Source organism: Gracilibacillus phocaeensis (assembly GCF_900626275.1).
Lineage (GTDB): Bacteria > Bacillota > Bacilli > Bacillales > Amphibacillaceae > Gracilibacillus > Gracilibacillus timonensis.
In genome coordinates, this window is record NZ_LR131143.1 from 154,913 (window position 1) to 173,105 (window position 18,193).

At 41.6% G+C, this 18,193-nt stretch carries 20 protein-coding genes; 9 read left to right on the forward strand and 11 right to left on the reverse strand.

From position 1 onward, the window contains the following. Positions 1 to 10: 10 nt before the first annotated feature. Both E0E32_RS05275 and E0E32_RS05280 read left to right on the forward strand, forming a co-directional pair. Positions 11 to 313: a helix-turn-helix domain-containing protein gene (locus E0E32_RS05275; protein ID WP_130859203.1), complete on the forward strand. Its 303-nt coding sequence runs from the start codon at positions 11 to 13 to the stop codon at positions 311 to 313. Then, a complete protein-coding gene (locus tag E0E32_RS05280; RefSeq protein ID WP_165444964.1) occupies positions 310 to 1,227 on the forward strand; it encodes an IS3 family transposase in 918 nt (305 codons plus the stop codon). The genes E0E32_RS05275 and E0E32_RS05280 overlap by 4 nt, the downstream gene beginning before the upstream one ends. A 486-nt stretch (positions 1,228 to 1,713) precedes the next feature. Here the strand turns inward: E0E32_RS05280 and E0E32_RS05285 are convergent, their stop codons facing one another. Continuing rightward, positions 1,714 to 2,886: an IS256 family transposase gene (locus E0E32_RS05285; RefSeq protein WP_130859205.1), complete on the reverse strand. Its 1,173-nt coding sequence runs from the start codon at positions 2,884 to 2,886 to the stop codon at positions 1,714 to 1,716. A 259-nt stretch (positions 2,887 to 3,145) separates the two neighbouring features. Beyond that, positions 3,146 to 3,763, reverse strand: a complete 618-nt coding sequence (locus tag E0E32_RS05290; RefSeq protein ID WP_066187820.1) for a helix-turn-helix transcriptional regulator — start codon at positions 3,761 to 3,763, stop codon at positions 3,146 to 3,148. A gap of 131 nt (positions 3,764 to 3,894) precedes the next feature. On the opposite strand from E0E32_RS05290, the gene E0E32_RS05295 reads away from it, so the two are divergent. The 3 genes from E0E32_RS05295 to E0E32_RS05305 all read left to right on the forward strand — a co-directional run bounded on the left by E0E32_RS05295 (position 3,895) and on the right by E0E32_RS05305 (position 5,420). Beyond that, a complete protein-coding gene (locus E0E32_RS05295; RefSeq protein WP_130859206.1) occupies positions 3,895 to 4,512 on the forward strand; it encodes a superoxide dismutase in 618 nt (205 codons plus the stop codon). Positions 4,513 to 4,724: 212 nt separating this feature from the next. After that, complete coding sequence (locus tag E0E32_RS05300; protein WP_066187824.1) at positions 4,725 to 4,964, forward strand: DUF362 domain-containing protein; 240 nt, start codon at positions 4,725 to 4,727, stop codon at positions 4,962 to 4,964. Positions 4,965 to 5,240: 276 nt separating this feature from the next. After that, positions 5,241 to 5,420 (forward strand): cysteine-rich KTR domain-containing protein, encoded by a 180-nt coding sequence (locus E0E32_RS05305; RefSeq protein ID WP_130859207.1) that lies wholly within the window; start codon positions 5,241 to 5,243, stop codon positions 5,418 to 5,420. Between the two features lie 348 nt (positions 5,421 to 5,768). Here the strand turns inward: E0E32_RS05305 and nadE are convergent, their stop codons facing one another. Genes nadE through E0E32_RS05320 form a run of 3 tightly spaced genes read right to left on the reverse strand, consistent with a single transcriptional unit; the run spans position 5,769 to position 8,637 of the window. After that, complete coding sequence (gene nadE, locus E0E32_RS05310; RefSeq protein ID WP_130859208.1) at positions 5,769 to 6,596, reverse strand: NAD(+) synthase; 828 nt, start codon at positions 6,594 to 6,596, stop codon at positions 5,769 to 5,771. Positions 6,597 to 6,610: 14 nt separating this feature from the next. Further along, positions 6,611 to 8,071, reverse strand: coding sequence for a nicotinate phosphoribosyltransferase (locus E0E32_RS05315; RefSeq protein WP_130859209.1), 1,461 nt, complete (start codon positions 8,069 to 8,071; stop codon positions 6,611 to 6,613). Beyond that, a complete protein-coding gene (locus E0E32_RS05320; protein WP_130859210.1) occupies positions 8,068 to 8,637 on the reverse strand; it encodes a cysteine hydrolase family protein in 570 nt (189 codons plus the stop codon). Before E0E32_RS05320 ends, E0E32_RS05315 begins: the two co-directional genes overlap by 4 nt. Positions 8,638 to 8,769: 132 nt before the next feature. On the opposite strand from E0E32_RS05320, the gene E0E32_RS05325 reads away from it, so the two are divergent. Next, positions 8,770 to 9,654, forward strand: coding sequence for a TIGR01777 family oxidoreductase (locus tag E0E32_RS05325; RefSeq protein WP_130859498.1), 885 nt, complete (start codon positions 8,770 to 8,772; stop codon positions 9,652 to 9,654). A gap of 96 nt (positions 9,655 to 9,750) precedes the next feature. On the opposite strand, the gene E0E32_RS22585 is transcribed toward E0E32_RS05325, so the two are convergent. Both E0E32_RS22585 and E0E32_RS05330 read right to left on the reverse strand, forming a co-directional pair. Next, entirely contained in the window at positions 9,751 to 9,885 is a 135-nt protein-coding gene (locus tag E0E32_RS22585) for a hypothetical protein (protein WP_262361277.1), read from the reverse strand. A gap of 113 nt (positions 9,886 to 9,998) precedes the next feature. Continuing rightward, positions 9,999 to 11,165 carry a TraB/GumN family protein gene (locus E0E32_RS05330; RefSeq protein ID WP_130859211.1) on the reverse strand — a complete coding sequence of 389 codons (1,167 nt, stop codon included), beginning with the start codon at positions 11,163 to 11,165 and terminating at the stop codon, positions 9,999 to 10,001. Positions 11,166 to 11,538: 373 nt separating this feature from the next. On the opposite strand from E0E32_RS05330, the gene E0E32_RS05335 reads away from it, so the two are divergent. Next, a complete protein-coding gene (locus E0E32_RS05335; protein ID WP_130859212.1) occupies positions 11,539 to 12,357 on the forward strand; it encodes a CAP domain-containing protein in 819 nt (272 codons plus the stop codon). A gap of 30 nt (positions 12,358 to 12,387) precedes the next feature. On the opposite strand, the gene E0E32_RS22080 is transcribed toward E0E32_RS05335, so the two are convergent. The 3 genes from E0E32_RS22080 to E0E32_RS05345 form a co-directional block, all read right to left on the reverse strand. Further along, entirely contained in the window at positions 12,388 to 12,561 is a 174-nt protein-coding gene (locus tag E0E32_RS22080; protein WP_161485672.1) for a hypothetical protein, read from the reverse strand. Positions 12,562 to 12,616: 55 nt separating this feature from the next. Then, positions 12,617 to 13,384 carry a tyrosine-protein phosphatase gene (locus E0E32_RS05340; RefSeq protein ID WP_130859213.1) on the reverse strand — a complete coding sequence of 256 codons (768 nt, stop codon included), beginning with the start codon at positions 13,382 to 13,384 and terminating at the stop codon, positions 12,617 to 12,619. 851 nt (positions 13,385 to 14,235) lie between these two features. Beyond that, positions 14,236 to 15,678 (reverse strand): glycoside hydrolase family 1 protein, encoded by a 1,443-nt coding sequence (locus tag E0E32_RS05345; protein WP_066187840.1) that lies wholly within the window; start codon positions 15,676 to 15,678, stop codon positions 14,236 to 14,238. Between the two features lie 179 nt (positions 15,679 to 15,857). Here E0E32_RS05345 and E0E32_RS05350 point away from each other — a divergent pair, with 179 nt between their 5' ends. Beyond that, the gene (locus E0E32_RS05350; RefSeq protein WP_130859214.1) at positions 15,858 to 16,577 is read left to right on the forward strand and encodes a MurR/RpiR family transcriptional regulator; all 720 of its coding nucleotides are present in this window, start codon (positions 15,858 to 15,860) and stop codon (positions 16,575 to 16,577) included. Here the strand turns inward: E0E32_RS05350 and E0E32_RS05355 are convergent. Next, a complete protein-coding gene (locus E0E32_RS05355) occupies positions 16,574 to 17,053 on the reverse strand; it encodes a metal-dependent hydrolase (protein ID WP_066187844.1) in 480 nt (159 codons plus the stop codon). The two genes, E0E32_RS05350 and E0E32_RS05355, sit on opposite strands and share 4 nt — an antisense overlap. A 149-nt stretch (positions 17,054 to 17,202) precedes the next feature. Between E0E32_RS05355 and E0E32_RS05360 the strand changes: the two genes are divergently transcribed. Next, on the forward strand, positions 17,203 to 18,153 hold the full coding sequence (locus tag E0E32_RS05360; RefSeq protein ID WP_066187845.1) for a sodium:calcium antiporter: 951 nt from the start codon (positions 17,203 to 17,205) through the stop codon (positions 18,151 to 18,153). The last annotated feature ends 40 nt before the right edge of the window (positions 18,154 to 18,193 follow it).

Here is an 18,193-nt window from a genome sequence, read left to right on the forward strand (position 1 = left end):
GGCGGAACAGATGAGAACTTATAGTTATGAATTGAAGAAAGAAGTAGTGGGGAAATATTTTGAAGGACATGCCATTCGAGACTTAGTACAAACATATGGTATTAGTGATGGAAGAGTGGCTAGACGTTGGGTACAAAGAGTTCGAGGGGGAGGTTATGAAGCGCTTATAAACAAGAAGAAACCTAGTGACAAACAAAGGAAAAACTTAGAGACAAAAGCGAAAAAGAAAGAGCTAACCAAAGACGAAAAACTTGAGCGTCAGGCGCTCCAGATTGAATTATTAAAAAAGCTTTTGGAGTTGGAAAGGGGGTGAGAGAACAGAAAGAGCTGCAGTTTGCTTTTATTGAAGCCAATGCCAAGGATTATCCGGTGACAGACTTAGTGGAGCTGACTGATGTATCGAGGGCAGGTTATTATAAGTGGAAAAACCGTGGAGGCGGCAGTATGCAAGCGAATCAAGATGAACAATTGTATAGCTACTTATGGAAGTTGCATCAGGAGCATCGTGGGACACTGGGGAGAAAACGAATGAAAATAGCCCTGAAGGAAACCTATGATATCCAGGCGGGAGAAATGCGTGTAGCTCGTATCATGCGACAATATGGCTTGCGTTGTAAGATTCGACAAAAGCGCTATATGAAGCGTCATGACAGCCATCATAAAGTAGCGAATATCTTGGATCGTAACTTTCATGCGGAAAAGCCAGGATGCAAATTTGCCATTGACATCACCTACTTGCCTGTCCAACAAGGGGTTAATAAATTTCTTTATTTATGCGCCATTAAGGACCTGTTTCACGATGAGGTGGTAGCTTATGCCCTGGGACCTCGTCAAGACATGGCATTGGTCTATGAGGTTTTAGAGGGCTTAAAAGAAAAAACGTTTGTGAAAGGTGCCATCCTACATAGTGATCAAGGCACACAATTCACAAACGCTGGTTATCAAATGCGTGTCCAAGAGATGGGTCTCACACCATCCATGTCCCGCAGAGGCAACTGCTGGGATAACGCATGTATTGAAAACTTCTTCAGTCACGCAAAATGTGAAATGGCCTGTTTCTTTGAAGACGCAAAGACAGCCTCTGAAGTGCAATACGCGATAACCGAGTACATTCACTATTACAATCATAAACGAATCCACACCAAATTACAAACAAATCCTGTGCACTTTATCGAGCGATGGGAGGGTCAATGGGGCACAAGAGGAACAGCGAAAGCCACAGCGTAGCTGCTTGTCCTTGCCAGCTATGCCTCTTCTTAGCGATTCGCTGTGTTGGGACCCGGGACCCGACCAGCGAGAGCTTAGAAGAGATGGGTCATGGTACGCTGCGTGCGCGAATCGACAGCCCTTAGAGGCTTTATTTTTCCCGATTCGACATGCCTACCTCACCACGACCCCAAATAGTTGGCAAGGATGGCGGATAAACGGCCTACGTATCATCAGGGTAAGAAAAAAATGACGGACAATTTCGTTTGTCTACTTGACAGATGCATGTGCATTCGTTCTTACGGACACAATTTCATCATTCGGCAGTTTTTTGTCCGTTAGATTCGTTCTTACGGACAATATTTCATCATTCGGCAGTCAAGTCCATATTATTGTGTAAAATACATTTACATGTTTTTATCCGGTTAGGGTAGGGTGAATGTGTGGAGGAAGGAGGGGGTACCCCCTCCTTCCTCCACACATTTTCGCGCCGACGCTGGCGGGCTTTTAGGTACCTTTCAAGTATATTCGATTGCCTCGGTCTAATTGTTCTTCGATATCCATGAGGACGGCCCCAATTAACCGAAAAGCAGATTGAGTGTTAGGAAATATGCGAATCACTCGTTCTCTTCTTCGGACTTCTCCATTGATTCTTTCCACATTGTTGGTGGTCCGTAACTGCACGTGATAATCAACGGGTTCGTTCATAAATTGAACCGCATCATCAAATCCTTCTTCTAACCATTCTCCTACTTTCGTAAATCTTGGCTGATCTTCATACGCCTTCAAAAACTGATCTTTTAACGCTCGCGCTTCCTCTACACTGCTCGCGTTAAATACACGTTTGATCCATCTCTTGGCCTCCTCTCCCCCTTTTTTCGGCAAGGTATCGAACAGATTCCGTTTGAAATGGACCGTGCAACGCTGCCAACTCGTACCAATGAACCGTTGTTGAATGGCTTGCTTTAACCCTTCATGGGCATCCGAAATAACCAGTTTGGGCGACTGGAGACCTCTCGATTGTAAACTTTCCAAGAAACGGCTCCAGCTTTCCTTCGACTCGGCATGCTGAACTGTCATCCCGATGATTTCCCGTTTCTTTTCTTCGTTGACCCCTACCGCAATATACACCGCTTTAGAGACCACTTTATGATGCTCTCTTACCTTGATATACATGGCATCGGTATAGATATAGGGATAATACTTCACATTCAACGGGCGATTGGCCCATTCCATGACCAGGGGATCCAATTTCTTGGTGATATTCGATACCATGGATTTAGACACCCCTTCTCCACAGAGCGCTTCCATGATATTGGTGACCTTTCGAGTAGATACCCCGTTCACCACCATTTCCAGCATCGATAAGACCAAGGATTGATCGGAGCGTGTATATTTTTCAAACAAGGATGGGGAAAATTCCCCTTTCCTCGTTCGGGGAACATGTAATTTTAAGGTTCCCACAGGTACTTTATAATCGCGCTCATAGTAACCGTTGCGATAGTCCTTACGCCCTTCGGTTCTTTCGTAAGATGCTGCCCCTAGGTAGTCATCCCGTTCTTTCTCCATGAACGAATTCAGCACAACCACTAACGCTGATTTCATCACATCTTCTAAATCCGATCCTAATACTTTTTCTTTTAATTCTTCAACATTCAGTTTAAAATGGATATGGGTCATCGTTCATTTCTCCTTTATAAGTTTTTAGTGGGATAAAAACATTATAACAGGAAATGAACGAGGCCTTTTCCTTTTTACACAATTATATGGGCTTAATCCATTCGGCAGTTTTTTGTCCGTTAGATTCGTTCTTACGGACAACATTTCGTGATTCGGCAGTTTTTGTCTGTTAGATTCGTTCATGGTCAAATCCCTTCCACATCCTGATTGTGCCAAGGGGACTACAAATAAAGCTGCTATCTCAAATAGCTGCTTATCGTTAAAAATCAATCAGAAAACGACAATGATTATTCCCCGCCGTTTTACATTGCACCCTTTCAATTTGCTCCGTTTCCAGCACCTGTTGAAACATACTGGTCTCACATTGACAAGCGGTATGAAATTCAGAAGCCACCGCAAAGATGGGGCAATTGTATTCGATAATCTCATATTGTTGATCCGTATGTTCCAACCATTCGGCCATATATCCTTTTTGATTTTGGATATCCACCATCTGTTGAACTCGTTCTGCTGGCAATCGAGAGGAAACCAGTTCCTTATATTGATGGACTTGTCGCTCCTCCCTTTTATGAAATAGCTGCTTAATCGCTTTGGAGCCATATAGTTCTTCCGTATCTTTTAAAAATTCAAGGCTAATGGATTCATAGTTATTAGGAAACAACCTGTCCCCTTTTGCGGTCAAACTATATTTCTGGCGAGGCCGACCAACACTTGTCTTCTCATACTCGGCGCTCACTAAGTCGTCCTTTTCTAAAGTAGCTAAATGTTTTCGCACCGCCATATGGGTGATCTGCAATTGTTCGATCAATTCATTAACCGTAAGCGAGATTTCTTTTTTTAACAGTTCCAGAATCTTATCTTTCGTAGTGTGAGGCATATTCCTTTCCTCCTCTATAATCTAACTCGTTAGTATTATTTTAAACAAAATGCTTGAAAAATTCTAATATATAGTATAACATATAATTATACTTTTTATACTAAAATATATAAAAATGGAGGCGTTACATAATGGCAAACTTTACTTTACCTGCTTTATCCTATGCAACAGACGCATTGGAGCCACAGATTGATCAAAAAACAATGGAGATCCACCATGGTAAACACCACCAAACCTACGTGGATAAACTAAATGCAGCATTAGAAGGGCATGATGAGATTGCGAATAAAGGTTTAACTGCAATCTTAGCCGATTTAGACAGTGTACCAACTTCGATCCGTACGGCGGTTCGAAATAATGGTGGAGGTCACTTCAACCATACGTTATTTTGGGAAGTGATTGCCCCCGGATCCAACGCGACGAAACCTGAAGGAAAACTGGCACAAGCTATCGAAGAGACATTTGGAAGCTTTGAACAATTTAAAGAAGCCTTCACCAATGCAGCCACCACTCGTTTCGGTTCTGGTTGGGCATGGCTTGTCGTTAATAGCGACGGCAAGTTGGAAGTAACCAGCACACCGAATCAGGATAATCCTATTTCAGAAGGAAAAACAGCAATTCTTGGTATTGATGTCTGGGAGCACGCTTATTACTTAAACTATCAAAATCGCCGACCAGACTACATCGCCAATTTCTATGACATTATTAATTGGGAAGTGGTTGCAGAGAAATACGCAGCCGCTGTATAATAGAACTAAGAAAAAAAGTGGAAATGGCTAATCCTTTCCACTTCTTTTCTTGTACTTGTAATAGTAGTACACTAGACAAGCCTCCTCTGATGAAGATCGAGTAAGGCTTCTCGAGGATGGTTAGTGACATTAATGGCCGTCATTTCCTTTTATCAAGGAAATGGACGAGCGTTTAACATCATGATATAGAGCAGGAAAAGGAGGTATAGGTAATGGCGTTTGTAATCACTTCCCCGTGTGAGACAGAGAAATCAGGGGAATGTACAACGGTTTGTCCAGTCGATTGTATCGAAGAGGGTAGCGATCATTTTTATATCGACCCAGATATTTGTATCGACTGTGGGGCATGCGTAGCTGTTTGTCCAGTGGATGCCATTGTCGAAGAGTATGAGCTCACCCCTGAACAGGAACCATACTTGGATAAGGCAGAGGCCTTTTTTGGCAATAAATAAATAGAAAGTTCAGGCTGCTATCACACAATAAGATAGCAGCCTTTTTTTGTAGGGTATATAATCTTCACTATTATGGAAATTGAAAACCGATTAGAGAAAATGGATCGATTCATTCTTGTGATTACAATCATATATAATTTCACTTGTCATTTGTACTACTTTTATGTTTGACGGTTCAAACTTTAAAATTAAGGAATATATAACAAACCAAGTCGAATGAAATAAGATGGGGATTAGGTAAACATGTGTTGAAAAGTTTTAAAAGGAGGGCACATTATGAAGTGGCTACTATGTCCTGTATGCAACCATAAAACTCGAAATAAAATTAGGCACGATACCATTTTGGAAAACTTTCCACTCTTTTGTCCTAAATGTAAGCAAGAAACTTTAATTAGAGTTAAAAAATCAAAAGTAATACTAATGGAAGAGCCAGACGCTAAGACGCAGAGCCAGTAAAGTGAGAAGTAATGAACTCATTTTATTGGATTTTTTTGTGCAAATGAATATTTTTAAGCGTACTCCATTTGCTTAGATTCTTTGCTGCTTTCACAAGCGTTTCGATTAAATGTAAGCCAATCAATGCTCCCCCTGCTCCGTTAGAAGCTCAGGGGGAATGTTTTATATATTTATTCCATCCTATCCGTGGTTTTAAAGACAAAGCATGATTTCAATATTTCTTCTAGCCTTTCATTTCCATGATTATATCCTTTATAAAGACCTTTTTCTATCATCTGAAATGAACAATAGACAATGGCAAGGGTCGTTTGTAAGTTTTTTCTAACATTGCTTATGGATCGAGATGTGTTACCTCCACCAACTATCAAAAACGGTTGCTGGCAATTCACGTTTGTGACGGGTTTTTACGTACCAGCCTTCAATCGTGGTGGCGTCCTGATCCGGCACTTCTTTTCCTTCCAAGTAATCATCAATCGCATCATAGGTCACACCAAGCGCCTCTTCATCAGGAAGCTGCGGGCGATCACTCTCTAAGTCAGCGGTTGGTACCTTATTATATAAATGTGCCGGGCAGTCTAACATTTGTAGAACGGCTCTACCCTGTCGCTTCGTTAACCCGGACAAAGGTAAAATATCCGCTGCACCATCGCCATATTTCGTATAAAAACCAGTCACTGCTTCTGCTGCATGATCGGTGCCAATGACGATACCACTGCTTGCCGCCGCAATATCATACTGTACCTTCATTCGTTCACGTGCTTTGGTATTGCCCTTGACGAATTCACTAATACTGCCAAACTCTGCTTTTACAGCACGCTCACTCGCATCGACGGCCTCCTTAATATTCACACGAACGATGCGGCTTGGCTGGATAAATGCCAAAGCATCAATACAATCTGATTCATCCGCCTGCTCCCCATATGGCAGCCGAACTGCGATAAATGTATAGGTTTCTTCTTGTGCTTCGTCATTCAGCTCGTTTACCGCCGTTTGACAAACATAACCTGCTAATGTCGAATCTTGCCCGCCAGATATACCTAACACCGCACTCTTCAGGAAGGAATATTTCATAAAATATTCCTTTACAAAATCCACACTGCGGCGAAAGGCTTCCTGTGGTCCAATATTCGGTTGTACATTTAATGCTTCGATAATCTCTTTTTGTAATGCTCGCATGAGACTACCCCTTTCTATGATTTCATATTATCTTTCATTCGTTGTTTGACATCTCTAATCAGACTCATTTTATTTTCCCAGCACGCTTCACTAAGATCGACCGGATATTCTGCCGGATTCATCGTACGTTTATATTCTTCCCAGAGCAACGCCATATTACCCATGGCATACTGCTGAATCTCTTTTAATGAAGGGTGCTGGTAATGAATTACTCCATCAACTACTACATCTTGATGCAGATCAACTGCCGTAAAATCACTGACAAATTTGCTTATATACGTGTGGATCGGATGGAACATTTTTAACGGTACTTCCGCTTGGGGATTTTCCGAAGCTAAGGCAATATAGTCCCCTTCTGATCTGCCATCTTCATTATTAAGAATACGATAAACCTTCTTGACCCCTGGTGTCGTTACCTTCTCTGGATTAGCCGAGATCTTAATCGTATCTTGCATCGCACCATCCTCCTCGATAGCCACTAACTTATACACCCCACCAAGAGCCGCTTGATCAAAGGCGGTAATTAATTTCGTCCCGATACCATACGTATCAATCTCAGCACCCTGAGCTTGTAGATTGAGAATTGTATATTCATCCAGATCATTCGAAGCAATAATCTTCGCCTCAGGAAAACCGGCATCATCAAGCATTTTACGAGCTTTTTTCGAAAGATAGGCCATATCTCCACTATCGAGACGAATCCCTTCAAAATGAATCCGATCACCAAACTCCTTGGCCACGCGAATCGCATTAGGAACACCAGAACGCAATGTATCATAGGTATCCACCAAAAAAACACAATTGCGGTGGGTGCTGGCGTATTTTTTAAAGGCAACATAATCATCCTGATAAGCTTGCACCATGGCATGGGCATGGGTACCTGCAATAGGAATACCAAAGATCTTGCCTGCCCGGACATTACTGGTTGCAGAGAACCCACCAATATAAGCGGCTCTCGTCCCCCAGATGGCTGCATCCATTTCATGAGCGCGTCTTGTACCAAACTCCATCACCGTGCTCGCACCAACCACATATTTAATCCTGGCCGCCTTGGTCGCAATTAATGTTTGGTAGTTCACAATATTAAGTAACGGGGTTTCAATCAGCTGCGCCTCTGCCAAGGGTGCCTCAATTCGCATAAGTGGCTCATTGGCAAATACCACTTCTCCCTCTTTCATTGAACGGATTGAACCGGTAAAACGCAAATAGCGTAAATAATCAAGAAAATCTTCCTGATAACCGCCAACCTCCTTGAGATAGGCCAGATCACTCTCCGTAAAGCCAAAGTTCTCTATAAAATTCAGTACCCGTTCCAATCCAGCAAATACGGCATAACCATTATCAAAAGGCAGCTTCCGAAAATACAGCTCAAAAATCGCTTTTTTATCCGCCTTTCCATCTCGCCAATAGGTTTCCGCCATATTGACTTGATATAAATCGGTATGCAGCATTAAGCTATCGTCTTCATATGTCATGGTTGGTCTCCTCCAAATTCTCGGACAGCTGCCCCCAACGTTTGTTCAAAATGACCCAACGCCCATTCATGTCCCGCCTGATTAAACGAAGCAACGGCATCCTGATAAATAACGATTCGAAATCCTTTATTATAAGCATCAACGGCTGTGTGCAAAATACAAATATCTGTACAAACTCCCACTAAATGCACTTCCTCTATCTGTCGTTCTCTTAATTTTAATTCCAAGTCCGTACCTGCAAAGACCGAATACCTTGTTTTATCCATATAATAAACATTTTCCTTTGTCTGATACCTCTGAAAGCGATCATGTAAACGACCGAATAACTGTCTCCCCTCTGTTCCACGTATATTATGCGATGGAAACAACTTAGACTCTGGGTGGTTCGGATCGTTTTTTTCATGGACATCGACAGCAAAGACCGTATATGCTCCCTCTTTCACAAATTGATCCGTAATCGCCACAATCGTATCCTCTAAAGCTTGCCCCGGTTTGCCACAAGTTAACGCACCATCGTCCGCAACAAAATCAACGGTATAATCAATATTTAATAATGCCTTTGTCACGTATGATCCCTCTTTTCTATCGGATTCTGTTTACATCGTATTATAACAAAAGAGAGAACACTTGTCAGAAAAACTTTTACAAATATCAATACTTTGTTATGCTTGGGGCATGTTTTCTCAGAAAGGGGAGGTATCGTGAAAAAAGTAGTACTAGCTGGCGGGACTGGCTTTATCGGAAAATATGTGCAGCAACAATTGGAGAAGAGAGGTTACCAAGTTGAAATCATCGCGCGTCGGGCACCTGCGATCAAATGGAATGATCATGCTGGCATGGTGCAAGCACTGGAAAACGCTGAGATGGTAATCAACCTAGCTGGAAAAACGGTGAACTGCCGTTATAATGAAGAGAATAAACAGGAAATCATTCAATCACGACTAGGAACAACCAAATTGTTAGGTGATGCGATTCAGGCATGTGACTCTCCACCTCCCTTATGGATCAATGCAAGCACGGCCACCATTTATCGCCATGCAGAAGATCGCCCCATGACGGAAGCAGATGGTGAAATAGGGACAGGCTTTTCCGTCGATGTTGCTACCAAATGGGAAAAAAGCTTTTTCCGTTTTTCATTAAAGCAAACCAGACAAGTAGCATTGCGAACCGCCATCGTATTAGGACCAAATGGCGGAGTAGCTACTCCATACAAAAATCTGGTAATGTTTGGCTTAGGCGGCTCACAAGGTGATGGGAAGCAGATGTTTAGCTGGATTCATATCGAGGATCTTTTCCAGATTATCTTGTTTTTGCAAGAACACGAGGAATTAGAAGGGGTGTTTAACTGTTCCTCCCCTCACCCTGTCCCCAATTACCGGCTGATGCAAACCTTACGCAGCAAGTTGCACCGTCCATTAGGCTTGTCTGCACCGGCTCCATTGTTAGAGTTAGGAGCTGTCTTCCTGCAGACAGAAACGGAACTGATCCTAAAAAGTCGTTGGGTATTACCGGAACGCTTACAGCAAGCAGGATATACCTTCCAATATCCAACAATTGGTCAAGCGGTCGACGCTATCTATTAAACAAACAGATTTTATTTACAAAACAGGCATACTTCTAGTATAATAAAAGGAGAATATGGAGTGAGTGTGAGGTTAACCCCCCACACTCATGTGGCTTTACTCAGATCGTCGCTTGGCAGAGCGGCGATCCCTTTTTTTCTGTTTGCGATAGCTGATAACAGCAGTAATCAAGTTAATACATGCTACAGCTAACCCAACTGCTAACGCCACATTGGTTACAACCACTTCCATATCCTCACCCCCTTCCTCACGAGAGGGTTGTCTACATTATAACAAATAACGAACTAATGTTCTAGTTTTATCTAAAAAATCGGACTTTCTTACTAAAAAGTCCGATTTTTATTTTATAAATGTTGAATAAACACACGAATAATATCGGTACCTGCAATAAAGGTTCCCAGCGCACTTCCGATATTCGCGAATACAATAACAAGTAAAATTCTGGTTACCTTGTTGTGCCAGAACCCCTTCACGGTATGAACATCATCCGACAACGATTCAAAGTCAGCAACGTGTGGTTTTCTGACCAAAGCCTGCACAAAACCAGCAAACCAACCGGCCGCCATCAATGGATTTAAGGACGTAATCGGTGCAGCAAGTAGTGCCGTAAGGACGGCGACAGGATGGCCTAATGCTATGATCGCACCAATAGCTGATAAACTTCCGTTCCAGATTAACCAGCTCAACAACTGCTGCCAGCCCGCATCTGGATTCGTTATAAAGGTATATACGATTAAGGCAATGACGAGAAGCGGGATCGACCAGCCTATGATTTTAGGCAGTTTTGATTTTGGCGGTCTTGCTGTCAATTTTTTTAAATCCTGCTCCTTATTGATTTCTTTTGTAATTCCAGGGACATGCGCCGCTCCTAAGACGGCGACCACCTTCTCGCCAGGGGCATGCTTGATTTTTTGTGCCAAGTACTGATCACGCTCATCGATTAACGGCCGCTTTAATGCGGGGAAACTTTCCGAAAACTCGTTTAAAACACTATCAATCGCATCCTTGGATTTCATTTTCTCTAAATCTTCTTCAGAAATGGTTTCTTGTGAGAAAACCCCAGCTAATACTTGCGACAAGAGCATCATTTTCCCTTTGAGCCCCATGCTTCCCCAAATCCGGGAAAAAGTAATCTGGATATTGCGATCCGCCAGCACTAGTTCCGCTCCCGTTTCCTCTGCCGATTCAATCCCTTGAATCATCTCCTGACCAGATTTAATACCGAATTGCTTGGCCATCCGTTTCTGAAAGGAAGAAATAGCAAGATTCATTAATAAGAGCGTCGCCTTTTTTTGCTTAATGACTTGAAAAATATCCATATCGCGCCAGCCATTATCATTCATCACTGACTCATAACGCTGCTTATCCAGCTCTACACAAACCGAATCTGGTTGTTCCTGCTCAATTACTTCTTTTACCTGTTCTGCACTTTGCTTCGATACATGCGCCGTACCGATTAATATATATTCTTTATTATCTAATGTGATCCTTGTGATATTTTCCTCCGACATGATCGATTCCTACCTTCACTTTACAAAACTTGTGCCATACATTTTACCTGCATCCATTATAAAGGATTGTAACCAAAAAACCTATCATTAATCCTTATCAATTGACGCAGGAACCATTATTTCATTTTTCGTTACATTCGACACTATTTTGTTACAAATTGTTACATTAAACTCCCTATTGATAACCTGTCAATAGGAATTTTTTCTATTGTTTTTGCTAATGAGACCATGATATGGAAATCTAGCTTTCTATTATTCCTTTAAAACCAGGCAAATAGAGATAGGGTTATTTTTATGAAAATATATCCACTATTATTACAAAAAATCCATGCTATGATAATGACGAAACAAAAACAAAGGAGTGTGTTTAAACATGATAAAGAAAGTTATAACAGGAATTGCCCTTACAGGTGCATTAACAATTGCAGCAGGATTCTCCACTGATACAGTCTCTGCTCAGCAACATCAAACACATAACGTTCATTCGTTTATGTCGATACAACAACTCTCTGAATCTGATATTCAGAAGTTCTTAGATAAATGTGCGGTTCAACTCCCACAAAAAGAACAGGCAGCGCCAGAGGAAACAAAGAACGAGGAGCAGCCAGCAGAAGAAACAACGGAACAACCGGCTGAAGAACAAGCGCAAGAACAACCTGCGCCTGAGCAGCCAACTGCTGAACAACCACAAGCGGAAGAAACAACAACAGAAGCTCCTGAACAAGAAAGTCAAGAGACCGCTGAACAGCCTGAACAAGAAAGTCAAGAGGCTACTGAACAGCCTGAACAAGAAAGTCAGCAAGCTTCTGATGAGTTAAGCCAATTTGAACAAGAAGTGGTTGATTTAACGAATCAAGAACGTGAAAATCAAGGATTGGCTCCATTGGAAGTAGATACAGAGCTTAGTAAGGTAGCCAAAGCAAAATCAGAAGATATGGCGAATAATGGCTACTTCAGCCACAACAGTCCAACTTATGGTTCTCCGTTTGATATGATGAAGCAATTTGGTATTGATTATCAAACTGCCGGAGAAAATATTGCCAAAGGACAACGTTCTCCAGAAGAAGTGGTTAATGCATGGATGAATAGTGAAGGTCACCGGGCCAATATTCTTAATGGCGACTTTACTCACATCGGTGTTGGTTATGTAGAGAATGGCAATGTATGGACACAACAATTTATTGGTAAATAAGGAAACATGACAAAACCGTTGATCTCGTTATCAACGGTTTTGTTTATGATAATAAGATTGTTTGCGCTTGACTTCCTCTAACCGCTCTTGTAATTGTCGCAGTTCTTGTGTACGACGTTTGGAAAATTTAACAAGCCTTATCATTCCTACTATCATTAACACTACAAAAGCAATGAGGATGATAAGGTATATAATCTCAATCAAACAAGTTTCCCCCTTTTCCAGTTTCGTCTACCATTACAGAGGATCCAATCATTTTTTAGACAAGATAGAAATCTTGCATTGCTTCTCTTTGTTCTGCTGTAATACCTAAACCTGCCTTTAAAAAGATATCAAATGAACCATATTTCTGATCTATTCCGTCCAAGAATGCATCCAGATACTCTGTCCGTGCTTCCATCATTCCCTGCAAGAAGTCTTCCATTCCTTTATCCATGGCAGGGTGGGGACTTAATAGCATTAATTGATCTGCATATTGATTCGTTTTTAAGTAGTCTTCCATCACTATCTCTTTTGAAACTCCTAGACTCAACAGAATTAGTGCACTCCCAATCCCGGTTCGATCCTTGCCAGCTGTACAATGCAGCACTAGTGGTGCCTGTTCTGTGTCGATGACTAAATCTAGAAACTGACGAAGAAGCGGTTCTTGATCGACCATCATTCGATTAACTCCCTTTAATAACTCTTCAGGTGTTGACTTCTCTGCCAGTTCATCCACATGCTTTTGCTGCTGGCGTGGGTCCACCACTTGCTCTTCCCGAATCAAGGATAAGGCCACATGTTGGGCATTTTTTATGGTTGGATCTGGATGATTCTGCTGTTCTGTTTCTCCTCGAAAGTCACAAATGCAGCGTACACCCAGATCAAACAATTGCTGCTTCCCTTTTTCTGTGAGCTGTGATAGATCGCCTGATCGGAAAAGCAACCCTTTTTTCACTTGGCGACCATCTACCGTCGGATAACCTCCTAAATCACGAAAATTAATCGCTCCTTCTATTGGTATTTCACTAACTTCACGCTTGGACATATGAGACACCCTTCCCCCAAAATTGTCTTACTGCTATTTATTTTATCGGATACAGGTTACCGAGGGCAATGAAAAAGCAAGGCTATTAAAGGCGACGATACCTTTTTTAGTGATATTATCTTTTACTTTTTTACTCAACTTCCGCACTTAAGAATAGACGTGAATATCTTGCCATTCTAGGATAAACAGGTTCATCATGATAGTACTTGCTTTTTGGTTAAGTAATCCTTCGTTCTTTGTCATTACGTTGAGCTCTTGCTTGCGCGTAACTGCACTTCGGCCAACCATTACGCTTTTCGACGTATAGGACGTACTAGTGCAGACTTGCAACAGGACGTTGCGGTCTTAGTCTGCGAACCTTTGGAGAGTCTACATGGTTGGTCTGCGCTGACATATAGTGCTACACTGTAGGCGAGAAGGAACAGCTTGTTCGTATGGAACGTATGGGAGCTTTTTTTCTTGATTACACAATCCATGTGCTCATTCTTACGGACTGTAGATCACGATTTGCTCGTTTTCAGTCCGCGAGATTCATTCTTACGGACTGTAGATCACGATTTGCTCGTTTTCAGTCCGCAAGATTCATTCTTACGGACTGTAGATCACGGTTTGCTCGTTTTCAGTCCGCGAGATTCGTTCTTACGGACTGTAGATCACGGTTTGCTCGCTTTCAGTCCGCGAGATTCATTCATTCTTATGGACAAAACTTTGCGATTCGACCGTTTTTTGTCTGTTAGATTCGTTCTTAATTCACTCAGGAACGCGTTTGCCCCTATCAGATCATTCCCGACATACAATAGAAAAGCTGCTGCAACATCCACGTTGCAGCAGCTCTGACAATACCACTTTTTTTATAACTCCTTGCCATTCGTTTCCATCACACGCTGATACCAATAGAAGGATTTCTTCCTGCTTCTTGCTAAGGTGCCATTGCCTTCATCGTCTTTATCCACATAGATAAAGCCATAACGCTTCGACATTTCACCGGTTGAAGCACTTACCAAGTCGATACAGCCCCAAGGTGTATAACCCATTAGCTCTACACCATCTTCTATCGCTTCACCCATGGCTGCGATATGGTCTCGGAGATATTCGATGCGATAATCGTCATTCACCGAACCATCTGCTTCTACCTTATCCTTCGCACCAAGCCCGTTTTCCACTATGAAAAGTGGTTTGCGGTAACGATCATATAATTCATTTAAGGATACACGCAAACCAATTGGATCAATTTCCCAACCCCAATCACTAGCTTCTAAGAAAGGATTGTTGACGCCGGCCATGATATTACCTTGTGTTTGTTCTTCCGGTGTTTTTTCTACCTTTTCCGTCCGACTCATATAATAACTAAAGGCGATATAATCTACCGTATGTTCTTTAATTAGCTCCAAATCCCCATCATGTATATCCAACTCAATATCATACTTTTTAAAATAGCGTTTGATAAAGGCAGGATATTCCCCGCGCACTTGTACATCGGCGCAGAAGTTATTGAACAAACGCTCCTCCTGCAAGGCATGCATTACGTTCTGAGGATTGGAATCATATGCATAAACGGGAGTATAAATAATCATACAACCAATTTGTGCCTCAGGAATAATCTCATGACATGCCTTGACTGCCAAACTGCTCGCTACAAATTGATGGTGATATGCTTGGAATGTAGGTTGGTATTTGTCTTCTTCTGTTTGAATAGAGAAACCAAGACCCATTATCGGCATCACTAAGCCACTGTTGATCTCATTAAAAGTCATCCAGTATTTCACTTTATCCTGATAGCGTGTCAAAATGGTTTTGGCGTAACGTTCAAAGAAGCTAACAACCTCGCGACTTCTCCAACCGCCATAATGCTTAACAAGGTTGACAGGCATTTCATAGTGAGAAATGGTGACAACTGGTTCAATGTTATGCTTAAGTAATTCGTCCAACACGCGATCATAAAAGGCCAAACCTTCTTCATTCGCCTCTGTCTCGTCCCCATTTGGAAAGATTCTGGTCCAAGCAATAGAAAGACGGAATACTTTGAAACCCATTTCCGCAAACAAGGCGATATCCTCTTTATAGCGATGATAGAAATCAATCGCCTCATGATTAGGATAGGAATACTTGTCCTGATCAATTTCAAAGTTAAAGCCGGGCTCTTTTAAAATATCCAAACGACCTTTGCCACCTGGTAACACATCAGCAATATTCAAGCCTTTATTGCCTTCATGAAATCCACCTTCGATTTGATTAGCTGCAGTTGCGCCTCCCCATAGAAAACCTTCTGGGAAAGAATAGGATTTTGCTGTCATGCGATAACCTCCTGTGTCTTTTATTACTATCAATTATAAATTTTTACCCTTTTCAAAGTAAATATACTCGGCATTTTTTGTTGCTTATAACACGTTTGGTTATTTGTTTCTACTTTGTTACACCCTGTTACTTTTATGTGCTATAATGGTGAAAGATACCGATTGAAAGGAAGAGGAGTATGTTATTTACACATGAAATGATCGCCTCTTTTAACGAACTGGAATTGGCTGTATACAATTACATATCACACAATAGGGAGAAAGTCGCCTATATGCGCATTAGAGAATTGGCCGATGCCACCCATGTTTCTACGGCAACCATCTTGCGCTTTTGTCGAAAAATTGACTGTGAAGGATTCTCGGAGTTTAAAGTAAAATTAAAAATGAGCTTGGACAAACCAGCCAAAACCATCATCAAAAGCCCGCAGCATTCGATTACCGAATTCTTTGAGCGCACCCTTACCGGAGACTTAGAAGAACGTATGAATGAAGCAGCTGATCTCATCAGTGAAGCAGAGAATGTTCTGTTCGCCGGGATGGGTAGTTCAGGAATTTTGGCAGAATACGGGGCTCGATACTTCTCTAGTATTGGGAAATTTTCGATGTATGTAAAAGACCCACACTACCCTATTCATGCGAAATTCCGCAACAACAGCGTTGCCATCATTTTATCGGTATCAGGGGAAACTCCTTTTACCATTACTCAAGTTCATCAATTAAAACAGGATGGCAGCTATATTATTAGCATTACCAACAATAAATTATCCACCATTGCCAAGCTGTCTGATGTGAATCTAGCATATTATGTAACCGAAGAATGGTTTCAGTTCGCCAATATTACCACACAAGTGCCGGTTGTCTATATATTGGAAGCCGTTGCCCGAAAAATATCGATTTAGAAAAAGTTTAATAGATGATTGGCATAATAAATCGTAACCACTGTTAAAACAAGTAAAACGATATTTTCTACAGTTCCTCCTGTCTTCGTTGTGATTGGCAGTCGAATGGTGATAGAGGCTGGGTACAACAGTTTAATCCCATTTTTCGTCGAGGCATCCAAGACCAAATGTGTTCCCATACCAATTAATATGCCGGTTATGATCGAGCTATTATCCACGAATCTGGTTAAAATGAAAGCCATCAGCGCTAGAAACAACAGACTATGGGTAAATGTTCGATGGCCAAATACCGTATTTACCACTTTAGAAAGCACAGGAAACCTCCGGCCAATCTTGCTCCCGCCATGACAGATATCCGGTATAATTCCTCCCAATGCACCTGCTGCAATCAACCATGACGCTTCATAATCATTATTGATGGCAGCAACTGCGGTTGAAGCGGCAATGCCTGCCATGATATGTGTTTTTCCTGTCATCGTTTGTTGACTCCTTTATTATGAGATTCGCTTTCTTAGCATAACATCAATCCAGCAAAAAGAACATACGTTTTTAAACATTTATTTGATTGACTTTCTATCTATTTTATTTAATGATATAGAGTGATAGAAAAAATAGGGGGACAACCATGACATTTATTATCTTTATCATTGCTGCCTTGATCGTTGTACTCGCAGCTATCCAGTTAAACAAATATGGAGATGTGATTAATCAAAAGAGTTCATTAAGCGGAGCTGTAATAGGAACGTTGCTAATAGGCGGAGCTACCAGTCTTCCGGAGTTGACAACCAGTCTAACGGCCGTTTATATTGATAATGCAGATATTGCAGTAGGAAATATGCTGGGAAGCAATGTATTTAATATTCTGATTCTCATGGCGTTCGATTTGATTTATCGACGAAGACGCGTCTTCAATAACTTGGATCTGCAGCCACATCTCCCCATCGCAATTACCGGGTTTGTCATGACAGCCATATTATTAGTTTCTATGTTTTGGGACAGCTCTCCTAGTTTTCTTCATATTGGTATAGAAATGTATTTGTTAGTGTTTATCTATCTTATTGTCATGCGAAAATTGGATAATGTCGAAGAAGACATTGAGGTCACCTCTTCATTTACATTAAAACAGGGAATCATTCGCTTTATTTTGGCAGCACTGACTGTCTTTCTAGCAGGGAGTATATTAACCATATCCGGGGATGAGATTGCACAACAGACGGGAATGAATTCCAGTTTTGTCGGAAGCTTTCTGATTGCAGCCACCACGTCCTTACCGGAGCTTGTTACCGTACTGGCCGCCTTTCAAATGGCGAAATATTCTGTTGCTGTAGGTGCTATTTTAGGCAGTAATCTGTTTAATTTACAGCTACTTGTTGTGACAGACGTCTTCTATCGAAAAGGGGCTATCTTGAATATGGTGAGTCCTTCCAGCATCATGACAGCATTGTTAGGAATGATCATGATTGCCTTGACGGTATACACATTACTCCGTCCTTCCGTTAAAAGGTTGGTTGTTTATACCTTTCCATCTCTAATGACGATCATTATTTATTTTATCGTTTCTTATATGATGTTTTAAGAAATTAGAATTACAAATCCTTATATCCAAAGCCCCCGAA